At 69.7% G+C, this 14,372-nt stretch carries 11 protein-coding genes and 1 pseudogene; 4 read left to right on the top strand and 8 right to left on the bottom strand.

All coding sequences use genetic code 11. The features are described from left to right. Positions 1–13: 13 nt before the first annotated feature. From IM25_RS08740 to IM25_RS08770, 6 genes and pseudogenes are all read right to left on the bottom strand, one after another. A complete protein-coding gene (locus IM25_RS08740) occupies positions 14–622 on the bottom strand; it encodes a 5-oxoprolinase subunit B family protein (protein WP_065995967.1) in 609 nt (202 codons plus the stop codon). A 25-nt stretch (positions 623–647) separates the two neighbouring features. Next, the gene (locus tag IM25_RS08745) at positions 648–1,406 is read right to left on the bottom strand and encodes a LamB/YcsF family protein (protein ID WP_019290174.1); all 759 of its coding nucleotides are present in this window, start codon (positions 1,404–1,406) and stop codon (positions 648–650) included. 58 nt (positions 1,407–1,464) lie between these two features. Then, positions 1,465–2,237 (bottom strand): annotated as a pseudogene (locus tag IM25_RS26760) (hypothetical protein); the annotation flags it as partial. Between the two features lie 128 nt (positions 2,238–2,365). Continuing rightward, a complete protein-coding gene (locus IM25_RS08760) occupies positions 2,366–3,250 on the bottom strand; it encodes a metal ABC transporter permease (protein ID WP_065995968.1) in 885 nt (294 codons plus the stop codon). After that, positions 3,247–4,110 (bottom strand): metal ABC transporter ATP-binding protein, encoded by an 864-nt coding sequence (locus tag IM25_RS08765; protein ID WP_006550472.1) that lies wholly within the window; start codon positions 4,108–4,110, stop codon positions 3,247–3,249. Before IM25_RS08765 ends, IM25_RS08760 begins: the two co-directional genes overlap by 4 nt. A gap of 26 nt (positions 4,111–4,136) precedes the next feature. Further along, positions 4,137–5,198, bottom strand: coding sequence for a metal ABC transporter solute-binding protein, Zn/Mn family (locus IM25_RS08770; protein ID WP_033096921.1), 1,062 nt, complete (start codon positions 5,196–5,198; stop codon positions 4,137–4,139). Between the two features lie 169 nt (positions 5,199–5,367). Here IM25_RS08770 and IM25_RS08775 point away from each other — a divergent pair, with 169 nt between their 5' ends. Then, complete coding sequence (locus tag IM25_RS08775) at positions 5,368–6,474, top strand: LacI family DNA-binding transcriptional regulator (RefSeq protein WP_033096920.1); 1,107 nt, start codon at positions 5,368–5,370, stop codon at positions 6,472–6,474. A 21-nt stretch (positions 6,475–6,495) separates the two neighbouring features. Here the strand turns inward: IM25_RS08775 and otsB are convergent, their stop codons facing one another. Together otsB and kstR are read right to left on the bottom strand one after the other, a co-directional pair. Next, positions 6,496–9,072 (bottom strand): trehalose-phosphatase, encoded by a 2,577-nt coding sequence (gene otsB, locus IM25_RS08780; RefSeq protein ID WP_065996507.1) that lies wholly within the window; start codon positions 9,070–9,072, stop codon positions 6,496–6,498. A 138-nt stretch (positions 9,073–9,210) separates the two neighbouring features. Next, the gene (kstR, locus tag IM25_RS08785; RefSeq protein WP_006550468.1) at positions 9,211–9,870 is read right to left on the bottom strand and encodes a cholesterol catabolism transcriptional regulator KstR; all 660 of its coding nucleotides are present in this window, start codon (positions 9,868–9,870) and stop codon (positions 9,211–9,213) included. A gap of 89 nt (positions 9,871–9,959) precedes the next feature. Here kstR and IM25_RS08790 point away from each other — a divergent pair, with 89 nt between their 5' ends. From IM25_RS08790 to IM25_RS08800, 3 genes are all read left to right on the top strand, one after another. Beyond that, on the top strand, positions 9,960–12,107 hold the full coding sequence (locus tag IM25_RS08790) for an acyl-CoA dehydrogenase (RefSeq protein ID WP_033096919.1): 2,148 nt from the start codon (positions 9,960–9,962) through the stop codon (positions 12,105–12,107). 67 nt (positions 12,108–12,174) lie between these two features. Beyond that, a complete protein-coding gene (locus IM25_RS08795; protein WP_065995969.1) occupies positions 12,175–13,218 on the top strand; it encodes an acyl-CoA dehydrogenase family protein in 1,044 nt (347 codons plus the stop codon). After that, positions 13,203–14,354 carry an acyl-CoA dehydrogenase family protein gene (locus tag IM25_RS08800; protein WP_065995970.1) on the top strand — a complete coding sequence of 384 codons (1,152 nt, stop codon included), beginning with the start codon at positions 13,203–13,205 and terminating at the stop codon, positions 14,352–14,354. The genes IM25_RS08795 and IM25_RS08800 overlap by 16 nt, the downstream gene beginning before the upstream one ends. Positions 14,355–14,372: the final 18 nt, after the last annotated feature.

Consider the following 14,372-nt stretch of genomic DNA (forward strand, 5'->3'; position numbering starts at 1 on the left):
ATCCGGGGACGGTTCAGATCGCGACGAAGCGCACCGCACATCCCGGTCGCAGCAGCGCCGCAGGAGTCCGGTCCGGTTGCCACAGCGGGGCATCGGAGGTTCCGATGAGTTGCCATCCTCCGGGCGACTTCCGCGGGTAGACGCCCGAGAACTCACCCGCCAGTCCCACGGCGCCGGACGGGACGGAGGTGCGCGGTGAACTGCGACGCGGCACGTGCAATCGAGAATCCCCGCCGGTGAGATACGCGAAGCCGGGCGCGAACCCGCCGAAGGCGACCGTCCAGAGGCTGCCGGTGTGGGCGGCGATCACGCCGTCCGCGCCGAGGCCGGTCAACTCGCCGACCTCTTCGAGATCGACGCCGTCGTACCGGACTTCGAGCGTCACCTCCTCGATGTCGACGTCGTCCCCGGACACCGGCGGGGGGGTGGTGACCCACTTGTGCACGACCTGCGCGCCGGTCTCCGACGGATCGAAGCACACCAGCAGTGTCCGCGCCGCCGGCACGAGATCGACGACGCCACGCGGCCGCTCGCGGTCGAGTGCCCGGAAGTGGGCGAGAACCTCGTCGAGGGAATCGAATTCGGCGAGCAGGGCGCTGTCTCCGGCACGAAGGATTTTCATCGGTGGACCTCGCGGTGTCGGGCGTTCACACGAACGCCCGGATGTCGATCTTCTCGGCGTCGAGGCGGCGGCGCACGGCGACGGCCATCGCCGTGGCGTCGGGGGAGTCGCCGTGGATGCACACCGACTGCGCGTTCACGCGTATGTCGCTGCCGTCGACGGCGGTGACCACCCCCTCGGTGACCATGCGCAGGACCCGCTCGGCGACCTCCTCCGGATCGTGCAGTACCGCACCGGGTTCGCGTCGGGAGACGAGCGTGCCCTCGGGGGTGTAGGCGCGGTCGGCGAACGCCTCGGCGACCACCTTCAGTCCGGCCCGTTCGGCCTCCTCGAGGAAGACGGAGCCGGGCAGTCCGAGGACGGGCAGCGAGGCGTCGTAGGCGCGTACCGCATCCACGACCGCACGGGCCTGTTCGCGGTGATGGACGATCGCGTTGTACAGCGCGCCGTGGGGTTTGACGTAGCTCGCCGACGAACCGGCCGCCCGGGCGAGACCGTCGAGCGCGCCGATCTGGTAGATGATCTCGGCGGTGAGATCCGCCGACGGCACCTCGATGAAGCGGCGGCCGAAACCGCCGATGTCGTTGTAGCCGACCTGGGCACCGATCCTTACCGCGCGCTTCGCGGCGCCGTGGCACGTATGCAGCAGTGTCGCCGGGTCGCCGGCGTGAAATCCGCACGCCACGTTGGCGCTGGTGACGATGTCGAGCATGGTCTCGTCGTCGCCGAGACGCCACCGGCCGTAGCTCTCGCCGAGGTCGCTGTTGAGGTCGATGCGGGTCACGACCCGAGTCTATGCCCGCTCAGAAGACCGTTCCGACGTCGCGGACGACGATGTCGTCGAGGGCGCGTTCGCCGGCGATGCGGCGCACGGTGGGGTCGATGTGACCCGTCTGCAGCACCGCGTCCCCTTCGTGCGGCCAGCGCAGGCCGGCGTCGTCGCGAGCGGCGTCGTAGACGAAGTGCCCGCGACCCTCACTGACGCCGTAGCCCACCAGTACGGTGCTGCGCATGTCGATCCCGTAGAAGCCGGGAATGGAGGCCTGGATGTCGGTGACCTCGTGTTGCGTCGCGACGGTGACCAGACCGGTCGCCTCGGCCTCCGCGATGTAGGTGACGTCGACGGAGTGCTTGCCGCCGTTGTTGACACCCATCGCACCCGAACCGTCGGTGTAGCCGGGGCCATCTCGTCGCGGAGTTCGGCGAGCGCGTAGTCCCAGTCGATCGGCATCGGGATCTTGTCGATCGGGAAGCCGGCCTTCCGCGCACGGTTGGCGAAGATGCGCGAGGTCGCGTAGTTGGGGCTGTCGACGAGTTCGTCGGGCGCCACGGCCAGGTGCAGCATCTGCGCGACGCGCGGGTAGTGGACGCGGTCCATGCGCGCCCAGCCGAGTTCGTTCGGGAAGTGGGCGTTGAACACCGCTTCGTCGGGTTGCAGCGTCATGCCCTGGTAGACGAGCGACCCGCCGCCGACACCGGCGGCGCACAGGGCCGTCATGTTCTCGCCGACGCACGCCTCGACCAGACCGGTGTAGGGCTCGAAGGCGAGGTGACGACCGAACACCTCGGGGTTCGACCGGTGCCACAGGAACCGCTTGTCGGGGTTGTCGATGCGAAGGAACGACGCGTGACGTGCTGCACTCTCCACCCCCGATGTCTGTGACGTCCCGTTACTGGAGCAACCTCGGGAAACTGGGCGGACGTCGAGGAGCGCGTCAAGATCACGTCCCGACGGGCCGTGAATCAGGCAGTTGCGGCGACCCGCCCGGAACCACGTCGGTTGCGGGCGGTGCCGATCACGCGGCAGATCATGTAGATGACGAACGCGATCGTCGTGATGAACGCCGAGACCGGCACGCCCGGCGCCAGCGCGAGCAGGATGCCGCCGACCGCCGAGATCTCCGCGAAGACCACAGACAGCACCGTGGCGGCGAGCGGCCCGCTGACCACCCGGGCCGCCGCGGCGGCCGGGGGGATGAGCAGTGCCATCACCAGCAGCGCGCCGACAATCTGCACACCGAGTGCGGCGGTGACACCGACGAGCACCGCGAACACGATCGACAATGCGCGCACCGGGACGCCGCGTGCAGCCGCGACCTCCGGGTCGGTGCTGGCGAACAATAGCGGACGGTAGATCACCAGCAGCGTGAGGATCACGACGGCAGCGCACGCGGCGAGCAGGGCGATGCCGGTACCGCCGGGCGCCACGATCTGACCGGTGAGCAGCGAGAAGGCGGCGCCGGTGCGTCCGTCGTAGGCCCACAGCAGCAGGACGGCGAGACCGAGTCCGAAGGCCATCACCACGCCGATGACGGAGTCGCGTTCGCGGGCACGTGTCCCCAGGACCCCGAAGAGGATCGCGGCGATCACGGCACCCGCGACCGCACCGATCCCGACGGAGACCCCGATGATGAGCGCCGCCGCGGCACCGGTGAGCGACAGTTCGGAGGTGCCGTGGACGGAGAACGCCATCTGACGGCTGATGATCAGCGGGCCGATCACGCCGGCGAGCAGACCGAGGATCGCACCGGCGACGAGCGCCTGCTGCACGAAGTCGTACTGCAGGAGTTCGACGGTGGTCTCCACGTCGAACATCCGCCCGAGGGCGTCGGTGAACTTGCTGCTCATTCGTGATCCTCGTGATCGTGGTGGACGCCTTCCCCGGGGCGCAGTCCGCCGGCGCTGCCGAGCGCGTCGATGGCGTCGCCGGTGCCGACGACCACCAGGCGGCCGCGCATCTCGAGCACTTCGACGTCGGTGCGGTAGAGCTCGGAAAGCACCTGCGAGGTCATCACCTCGGCGGGGGTGCCGATGCGGAACTGGCCGTCGACGAGGTACAGCACGCGATCCACCAGCGGCAGGATCGGATTGATCTCGTGGGTGACGAACAGGACGGAGGTGTCGTGGTCGCGGCGGCGGCGGTCGATGAGCGCCGACACCAGGTGCTGGTTGGCGAGATCGAGACTGAGCAGCGGCTCGTCGCACAGGAGGACGCGCGGATCTCCCACGAGCGCCTGCGCGATACGCAGCCGCTGCTGCTCACCACCGGAGAGCGTGCCGATCGGGGCTCCGGCATAGGTCTCTGCGCCGACCTGAGCGATCGCGTCGTCGACCGCGACGCGGCGCCGCCGGCGCGTGCGCAGGCCGGTGCCCCAGCGATGTCCGTCCATGCCGAGGCCCACGAGATCGCGTCCCCGCAGCGGGACGCCCTCGTCGAGAGACTTCTGCTGCGGCACGTATCCGACGTGCGAGTTCCCGGTCCGGACGGCCTGCCCGGCGATGGTCGCGGTTCCGGAGGTGAGCGGGAGCTGGCCGAGCAGCACCTTGAGCAGCGATGTCTTGCCGGCACCGTTCGGTCCGAGCACCGCCAGGAACTCGCCGGGTTCGACGACGAGGTCGAGTCCGTCCCAGAGGACCCGATCGCCGAATGCCAGCCGGGCATCGCGGAGTTCGACTGTGGGCGTGCGGTCGGATGGAGGAGGTGTCACCGGAGTCCGTGTTCTCGATCGGATGGTCAGGAGGCGGTCTCGAGCGCGGCGGCGAGGGTCTCGGCGGTCCGGGCCTGCCACTGAATGTAGTCGACACCTTCGGGCAGGGTTTCGAAAACCTCGACCACGGGGACGCCCGACGACTCTGCTGCCGTGCGCATCTCGCGGCTGATCCGGTCCTCGGTCTGCGGGTTGTAGATCAGGACGCGAACCTGCTTGTCGACCAACAACTGCCGTGTCGCCGCGATCGCCGCCGGGGACGGATCGGTGCCGTTCTCGATGGCATTGGTGAAGTCCGGGGGAGTGATGTCGTCGAGCGTCGCGGCCGAGACGAGGTAGTGGCCGATCGTCTCGGTCTGGGCGACGGGTGCGTCGCCGTGTGTGTCGGCGAGCTTGTCGACAACATCCGCGACGTAGTGCAGGTTCTCGTGGAAGCCCGCGGCGTTGGCCTCGTAGACGGCGGCGCCGTCGGGGTCGAGTTCGGCGAGCTGCTCGGCGACGGCGTGCGCGACGGCGTCGGCGGTCGCGAGGTCGTACCAGACGTGCTCGTTGATGCCGCCGTGGTCGTGACCCTCGTGCGAGTGCCCGTCGCCGGCGTCGGACACCTCACCGCTCTCGTGCGAGTGGTCCTCGGAAACGGTTGTCTCCGAGTCGCTCTCGATGGCGTCGTCGGTGCCGTCCTCGTCGCCGTGATCGTGTCCGGCGTGCAGATCCGAGTACGCGCCGGATTCGAACAGGGCGAAGGCCTCCACGACTGCAGGCTTGTCCCCGGTGGCGCCGAGGATGTCGTCGACGAATTGGTCGTAGCCACCGCCGTTGTAGACGACGAGCGAGGCGTCGGAGATCGCCGCGGCGTCGAGGGGGCTGGCCTCGTAGGAGTGCGGGTCGGCGTTCGGTTCGGTGATGAGCGAGCGGACCTCGATGCGGTCTCCGGCCACCGCCTGCGCGATCGACCCCCACACGTTCGTGGAGGCGACGACGCTGATCTCGTCGTCGTCGGCGCCGGAGGTATCGGTGCCGCACGCGGCGAGGGCGGTCGCGCAGGCTACGGCGGCGGCTGCGAGGGCCGTGCGGGAGGACAGTCGCACAGTTCTTCTCCTGAGGATCGGCGGTCTTCGACGAACGGGGTCCGGAACGACCGAGCGACCGACCCAAACGTTATTGGTAACCGTTACCGTTCCACTTTAGCGGACGACACCGAGCCCTCCTACCATCCCTGGGTGGTCGTGACCATGGACACAGGACTACGGTCCTCTCATGTCCAGGTCTCGTCAGCCGCGCCGACAGGCGACCCTGGCGTCGATTGCCGCCGAGTTGAAGATCTCCCGCACCACGGTCTCGAACGCGTACAACCGCCCCGACCAGTTGTCCGCCGAGCTACGCGAACGTGTCCTCGAAGTCGCCAAACGACGCGGATATGCCGGCCCGGATCCGATGGCGCGGTCGCTGCGCACCCGCAAGGCAGGAGCGGTGGGGGTCCTGCTCACCGAAGCGTTGAGCTATTCCTTCCGGGATCCCGCCGCCATGAGTTTCCTGTCGGGACTGTCCGAGGCCTGCGAAGCGGCCGGACAGGGACTACTGCTCATCCCCGCCGGACCGGGCCGGACCGACGACGAGGCCGCACAGGTCGTGCACCGCTCGTCCGTCGACGGCTTCGTCGTCTACTCGGTCCCCGCCGAGGACCCCTATCTCGCTGCCGTGCTCGAACGGCACCTCCCGATCGTCGCGTGCGACCAGCCGCGCGGGCTCGAGAGCACCCCGGTGGTGGGCATCGACGACCGGCGGGCGATGCGCGATCTCGCCGCCCACCTCATCGAACTCGGCCACCGCCAGATCGGCATGTTGTCGATGCGCCTCGGCCGCGAACGGCACGACGGGGTCGTCGACCTGTCGACCCTCGAATCCGGCGCCTTCCACGTGCAGCGCGAACGCATCCGCGGCGTCCAGGACGCCATGAGCGCCGCAGGGCTGGCCCCCGAATCGCTCACCGTCGTCGAGCGCTACACCCACACCGCGGAGGACGGCCTGTCCGCCGCGGCGCAGATCATGCGCATGAACCCGCGGATCACCGCGCTCGTGTGCACCACCGACGTGCTCGCGCTCGGCGCTCTCGCCTGGGCCAATCAGATGGGTCTCGACGTGCCCGGCCACCTGTCGATCACCGGCTTCGACGGCATCGACGAAGCGATCCGCGAAGGCCTCACGACCGTGAGGCAACCGCAGAAGGACAAGGGGCGGCGCGCAGGCGAACTGCTCCTCGCCGCCCCCTCGCACTCCGGTGTGCCCGCGCTCGAGACCCTGGGGACCCAGCTGTGGTTCGGTGCCACCTCGGGTCGGGTCGAGAGCGAGTGGTACGCCGAGTGACCGAGCGGCCCCGCTCGTAGCTCAGTGCTGCCGGTCGCCCGTGGCCTTCGCGCCCGACAGCAGCTGGGCGCAGCGCAGCAGACCGATGTGACTGTACGCCTGCGGGTGGTTGCCCAGCGCACGCTCCGCGACGGGGTCGTACTCCTCGCTGAGCAGCCCGGTCGGTCCGGCCGCCGCGACCAGCTGCGCGAACAGCGCCTCGGCGTCGTTGCGCTGCCCGACCAGCAGGTAGGCCGCGACCAGCCACGCCGCGCACAGGTGGAAGCCGCCTTCGGCGCCCGGCAGGCCGTCGTCGCTGTGATAGCGGTAGACGGTCGCGCCGCTGCGCAACTCCCGTTCGGTGGCCTGCACGGTCGCCCGGAACCGCTCGTCCTGCGGGTCGACGAGTCCGGTGAGGCCGATGAACAGGGTGGCCGCGTCGAGATCGGTGCCGTCGTAGGCCGAGGTGAACGACTGGACCTCGTCGTTCCAGCCCTTCTCGGTGACCTCCTCGGCGATCTCGTCGCGCAGCGCCGCCCAGCCCTCGCCGGCGGTCCGGCCGAACTTCTCGGCGAGCGTCAGTGCCCGGTCGACGGTCAGCCACCCCATGACCTTCGAGTACACATGGTGGCGGGGTGCGTGGCGGATCTCCCAGATGCCGTGGTCCGGTTCGAACCAGCGCCGTTCGACCGCGGTGACCATCGAGCAGACGAGTTCCCAGTCCCGGTCGGTGAGGGCACGGTCGTGGGACACGCCGCGCGACTCGCGGCTGTGCGCGAGGTCGGCGATCAGGTCGACGATCGGGCCGAAGACGTCGAGTTGCACCTGCTGGTTCGCCGCGTTGCCGACCCGCACGGGCCGCGAACCGGCGTATCCGGGAAGCGAGTCGATCACGGCCTCGGGCGGCAGCGGTCCGCCGGCGAGCGTGTACAGCGGGTGCAGACGTTCGGGGCCCGGCACGGTCTCGAGGACGCGGTGGACCCAGTCGAGATAGTTCTCGGCCTCCTCGAGGGATCCGACCCGCACGAGCGCCTGCGCCGTGAGCGCGGCGTCGCGCAGCCAGCAGTAGCGGTAGTCCCAGTTGCGGACACCGCCGATCTCCTCGGGGAGCGAGGTGGTCGCCGCGGCGAGGATCGAGCCCGTCGGACCGTGGACCAGCCCCCGCAGGGTGAGCGCCGAACGCTTCATGAGATCGGGCTTGAGCGGCGGCAGCTCGAGCTGGGACGCCCACGTGTGCCAGTAGGCCTCGGACTGTGCCCGACGCTCGACCTCCGGCACCGGGTGCTCATCGAGATCGTCGGTGCCGCAGCGGAGTTCGAGGATGATGTCGTTCTCGGTGGGGTTGACCACGGCGTGGGCCGTCTGGTGCACGCCGTCCGTGGTGATGTCCCACCGCACGCCGGGGGAGCGCAGGACGTAGGGCTCGTTGAAGCCCATGACGCGGATGCCGTCGTCCTCGACCTCGAGGGTGACCTGTCCCTGTCCGAACTCCGGTCGCGGGGCGAAGGTCACCACCGCGCTCGCGCGCCCGGTGATCACGCGCGTGAGGTCGGTACGGCCGGCCTCGACGTCGTGCGGGAGGTAGTCGATCACCGCGAGCGACGCCCACCGGGTCACCACCGTCATCGTCGAGTCGACGTAGCGCTGGCTGAGCGGCAGTGCCTGGCGGGTCGGGCCGATGGTGAAGTGACCGGCTGCGTCACCGCCGAGGAGATGGGCGAACACCGCCGCGGAATCGGGTTCGGGGTGGCACAGCCAGGTGATCGTGCCGTCGGGGGTGACGAGTGCCTTCGAGCGGGGGCTCGCGAGCATGGTCAGGCGTTCGATCGGCGCGACGTGGGCGCCGGACAACCAGGTGCGACGTTCCTCGAGCAGGAACGCGAGTGCGGCGATGACCTCTTCGCTGGTGCGGACGCGGTACTCGGCGGCGGTGTCGCCGTCGCCGATCTTCACCCCGACGTCCGGGCCCTGCAGCGAACGGAAGGCCTTCTCGTCGGTCACGTCGTCGCCGAAGAAGACCGCCGCGCTGGCGGCTTCCTGGTGGCGGATGACGTCGAGCGCCTTGCCCTTGTCGGTGGGCACCACGGACAACTCGATGACTGCCTTGCCCTCGGTGACCTGCACACCGGGCCGGAGCGCGAGGCCGCTGCGCACGAGATCGAGGGCCTGCTCGGCATCGGCGGGGGAGGCGGTGCGCACGTGCAGCGCGGCGCTCGCGGGCTTGGCCTCCACCTGCACGCCGTCGAACCGGGATGCCACCGAGTGCAGTCCCTCGACGATCGTGGCGAGGAGGTCCCTCGCGTCGGGATCGATCTCGTGGACGAATCCGATGTCGAACTCGGAGCCGTGGCTGCCGACGAGTTTGACCTCGACCGGCAGGCGCGACAGGGCGGCGAGATCCTTGAGAGCGCGTCCCGAGATGACGGCAGCGGCCGTCGACGGCAGAGCGGCGAGGCCCCGCAGCGCCCGCACCGCATCGTCGTGCGGGTAGGCCTTCTCGGGATCGCTCACGATGGGGGAGATGGTGCCGTCGTAGTCGGTCGCCACGAGCAGGCGGGGCGTCCGCGCGACAGCCACCAGAGCACGTCGAAGGTCAATCGGAAGATCGTGGGCACTCACCTGCTCCACGTTAGGTCAGAGTGGGGCACGAATCCGACCCGCTGGGTATTGCGACCACGTGTTTCCGGTTACAGGAAGCGGCGGATCGGACGTCGGGCTTCCGGCGCGAGCGCCGCGGGGCTTCGGACGCGAGCGCCGTCAGGCTTCCGACGCGACCGTCTTCGGCACGCGCGAGCCGTCGCCGAGCAGCAGCTCCACCGTCAGTTCGAGCCGGCGGGCGACATCGGTGGCCGACGAACGGCGCGTGAGCCAGGCGACGAGATTCGACAGCCACACGTCGCTGATGACGCGTGCGATGGCGAGTTCTTCCTCGGTGGGCTCGCCGTCGTTCATGGCCCGTGCGAACAGTCGGTCCATGAGGGTGCCCACCTGGTCGACCTCGGCGGCGGCGGAAGCGTCGGCGAACATGAACGCCCGTGTCATGGCCTCGGTGAGCAGGGGATCGCGCTGCATGGCCTTGGTGATCAGGCCCAGGATGAGGTGCATGCGCTCGAGGGGGCTGTGGCCGGGTGGGATCCGGCCCTTGCCTTCGATGCGGGCGAATTCACGGCCGAGGGCGGAGACCAGCAGGTGGACCTTGGACGGGAAGTATCGGTAGAGGGTGCCGACCGCGACGTCCGCGCGTTCTGCCACCGCCCGCATCTGCACGGCCTCGTAACCACCCTTCGACGCGAGCGCCAGGGTGGCGTCGAGAATCCGCTTGCGCCGTTCCTTCTGGGCATTGGAACTGAGATCGTCCTCGGTGAGGGCGGTCAGAGTTCCGTGTCCGTTGGCACGGGAGCGGGACGGGGTGGCCATAGATTCGTTTCCTCACGCCTTGACTCTGAATCGGTGCCATATTAGAACACGTTCTAGCAATGATGTCATTCGGAAGGGCGGAAACCGCTGTGAGTATCGCCACGACCGAGGAGCAGCGGGCCGTTCAGGCATCTGTCCAGGCCTGGTCACGTGCCGTAGACCCCATGTCGACGATACGTCGCGCAAGCGACGCGACGTGGCGCGACGGCTGGTCCTCCCTCGCAGAACTCGGAGTCTTCGGCGTCGCCGTCCCGGAGGAGGCGGGCGGCCTCGGCGCGACCACCGTGGACCTGGCCGTCATGCTCGAGCAGGCCGCCTACGAACTCGCACCGGGCCCGATCCTGACCACCGTCGTGGCCGCCCTCGTGTTCGGCCGTGCCGGTGAGACCGTCGCCAAGACGACGGAACGGCTCGCCGAGGGTGAGGTCCCCACCGCGCTCGCTCTCGACTCGGCCGTGACCGCGGAGCCGGCGGGGGACGGAGTCCTGCTGCGCGGTGAGGCCGGACCGGCCGTGGGTGCCGAAGCCGGGGTCGCCGTGCTCGTCCGTGTCGCGGGTGAAGGTGATCCGGCCGTCGAGAGCTGGGCGCTCGTCGAGGCCGATGATCCGGGTCTGCACATCGAACCGCTCGAGACCATCGACGCCTCCCGCGCGGTGGCCCGCGTCCGCCTCGACGACGCGACGGTCCCGGCCGATCGGGTCGCGACCGTCCCGGCCGGCTTCGTGCGCGACCTGACCGCCGGCCTCGCCGCCGCGGAGCTGGCCGGTCTCGCCGGCTGGGCGCTGACCACCGCCGTCGAGTACGCGAGGATCCGCGAACAGTTCGGAAAACCGATCGGTTCGTTCCAGGCCGTCAAACACATCTGCGCCGAAATGCTCTGCCGCACCGAGAAGATCCGGGCCGTGGCCTGGGATGCGGCGGTCACCGTCGACGCGCAGCCCGACGAACTGCCGATCGCGGCGGCGGCCGCCGCAGCGATCGCACTCGATGCCGCGGTGCAGACCGCCAAGGACGCGATCCAGGTGCTCGGCGGCATCGGGTTCACATGGGAACACGACGCACACTTCTATCTCCGCCGTGCGGTCGCCACCCGCCAGGTGCTCGGCGGTTCCACCGCGTGGCGCTCGCGGCTGACGACCCTGGTCCGCGACGGCGCGCGCCGTCACCTCGGTATCGACCTGTCCGATCACGAGGAGAAACGCGCGCGGATCCGTGCGGAGGTCGAGAAGATCGCCGCCGCACCCGAATCCGAGCGCCGTGTCGCCCTCGCCGAATCGGGCCTGCTCGCGCCGCACTGGCCGCCGCCCTACGGTCGCGGAGCCGGCGCCGCCGAACAGCTCGTCGTCCAGGAGGAGCTCGCCGCCGCCGGCATCGAACGTCCCGACCTCGTGATCGGCTGGTGGGCGATTCCGACCGTCCTCGCACACGGAACACTCGAGCAGATCGAGCGTTTCGTGATGCCCACCCTGCGCGGCGATGTGGTCTGGTGTCAGCTGTTCTCCGAACCCGGCGCCGGCTCGGACCTCGCGGCGCTGCGCACGAGTGCCGAGAAGGCCGACGGCGGATGGGTGCTGCGCGGGCAGAAGGTGTGGACCTCGCTCGCACAGCAGGCGGACTGGGCGATCTGTCTCGCCCGCACCGACCGCGACGTCCCCAAGCACAAGGGCATCACCTACTTCCTCGTCGATATGAAGTCGGCGGGCATCACGATCTCGCCGCTGCGCGAGATCACCGGCGACGCGTTGTTCAACGAGGTCTTCCTCGATTCGGTCTTCGTGCCGGACGACTGCGTGGTGGGCAATCTCGGCGACGGCTGGAAGCTGGCCCGCACGACCCTCGCCAACGAACGCGTCGCAATGGGGGGCAAATCGTCGCTGGGGCCGCGCATCGAGGAACTGCTCGAACTGTCGACCCCTGGCGATCCCGTCGCCGAGGACCGCATCGCGACGCAGATCGGGGAGGCGACGGTCGGTTCGCTCCTCGATCTGCGGGCGACCCTCGCGCAGCTCGAAGGGCAGGATCCGGGCGCCGCGTCCAGCGTCCGCAAGCTCATCGGCGTGCGGCAGCGGCAGGACACCGCCGAGCTCGCCATGGATCTCGCGGGCGAGGCCGGCTGGGTGGAAGGTCCGCTCACCCGGGAGTTCCTCAACACCCGGTGCCTGACGATCGCCGGTGGAACCGAGCAGATCCTGCTCACCATGGCGGCCGAGCGGCTCCTGGGCCTGCCGCGCGATTGAGCGGTCCTTCCGCAGGGCGCCGGGGAGTGCTACAACTAGAACACGTTCTATTCGAAGGTGGGTGACGGTGGACTTCGCACGTGACGAGACACAGGAGGAAATCGCCGGTGTGGCGGCCGGTCTCCTGAAACGCGGCCTCACCGACGACGCGTTGTGGGCCTCGCTGGCCGACGCCGACCTGCTCTCGCTCGCTCTGCCGGAGCGTCTCGGCGGGGCGGGCCTCGGGCTCGGCGAGGTCGCCACCGTGCTCACCGAGATCGGACGCGGAGCCGCGCAGACCCCGGCCCTGGCCACCCTCGGCCTGGGCGTGCTGCCGATCCTCGCGCTCGCCTCCGAACAGCAACAGGACGACCTGCTCGCCGGCGTCGCCGAAGGAGCCGTGCTCACGGCCGCGCTCGGCGAACCGGGGCGCGCCTTCCCGGAGCAACCGGCCGCCACGGCGGTTGCCACCGACGGGGGCCACGCGGTCACCGGTTCGTTCGTCGCCGTGCCCTACGCCGATCGGGCACGCGTGGTGCTGCTGCCCACCGACGCAGGCGTGGTCGCGGTGGCTCCCGACGCCGTGGGCATGACCCTGCGTTCGAGCCCCACCTCGACCGGCTCTCCCGAGTTCTCGGTGCGCGCCGACGGCGCCGTGGGTGTCCTGCTCGCCGAATCCGGCACCGACGCTGTGGCGATGCTCCACCGGATCGCGCTCGCCGCCGTGGCGGCCTTCGCCGACGGACTGCTCTCCGGGGCAACCGAACTCACGGCGAAGCACGTCAGCGAGCGGCACCAGTTCGGCAAGCCGCTCGCGACCTTCCAGGCCGTCGCACAGCAGATCGCCGACGTCTACGTCACCGCCCGCACCCTGCACGTCGCGGCGCTGTCGTCGGTCTGGCGCCTGGCCGAAGGTCTCGACGCCGCGGACGATCTCGACATCACCGCCTACTGGATCGCCGCCGAACTGCCGCCGGCCATGCGGGTGCTGCACCACCTGCACGGCGGCGTGGGTGTGGACGAGACCTATCCGCTGCACAAGTACTCGTCGACCGCCAAGGACCTCGCCCGGTTGCTCGGCGGCGCCTCGTACCGACTCGACCTCGTGGGGGCCCGGTGTTCATCGATCTGACCGACGACCAGCGCGCACTGCAAGCCGAACTGCGGCGCTACTTCAGCAGCCTCGTCTCACCCGAGGAGGCTGCGATCATGCGCACGGAGCGGCACGGCCCCACCTATCGCGAGGTCGTGCGTCGCATGGGCAAGGACGGTTGGCTCGGCGTAGGCTGGCCCGTCGAGTTCGGCGGCCGCGGCTTCGGCGACGTGGAACAGCAGATCTTCGCCAACGAGGCCGTCCGCGCCGACGTGCCGTTGCCGAGCGTCACCCTGCAGACCGTCGGCCCGACCCTGCAGGTCTACGGGACCGACGAACAGAAGCGAAAGTTCCTGCCCGCCATCCTCGCCGGCGAGGTGCACTTCGCCATCGGCTACTCCGAACCCGAGGCCGGTACCGACCTCGCCGCCCTGCGCACCACCGCCGTCCGCGACGGCGACCACTACATCGTCAACGGACAGAAGATCTTCACCACCGCCGGGCACGACGCCGACTACATCTGGCTCGCCGTCCGCACCGGCCCCGCCGACTCGCGTCACCGCGGCATCTCCGTGCTCATCGTCGACACCAAGGATCCCGGCTTCAGCTGGACGCCGATCATCACGTGCGACGGTGCCCACCACGTCAACGCCACCTACTACAGCGACGTACGCGTTCCCGTCGAGATGCTCGTCGGCGAGGAGAACAAGGGCTGGAAGCTCATCACCACCCAACTCAACCACGAACGCGTCATGCTCGGCCCGGCCGGTCGCGTCGCCGGCATCTACGACCGGCTCGTCGAATGGGGCCGCGCCCACGAACTCCGGGACCGCCCCGAGGTGCGACGCGCACTCGGCGAGATCCACGCGACCTGGCGACTCAACGAACTGCTCAACTGGCAGGTCGCGGCGAGCAGCAACGACGCCGTCGACATCGCCGATGCCTCGGCGACCAAGGTGTTCGCCACCGAGCGGATCCAGCGCGTCGGGCGCCTCGCCGAGGAGATCGTCGGTGCCTTCGGCGATCCGGCCGACGACGACACCGCCGATCTGCTCCGCTGGCTCGACATGATGGCCAAACGCAATGTCGTCATCACCTTCGGCGGTGGCGTCAACGAGGTGATGCGCGAACTGATCGCCACCGCCGGTCTGGGCATGCCGCGGGTCCCGCGGTGAGGCAGGAGAATTCGGTGA

Source organism: Rhodococcus sp. p52 (assembly GCF_000763325.2).
In the GTDB taxonomy this organism is placed as follows: Bacteria; Actinomycetota; Actinomycetes; order Mycobacteriales; family Mycobacteriaceae; genus Rhodococcus; species Rhodococcus pyridinivorans.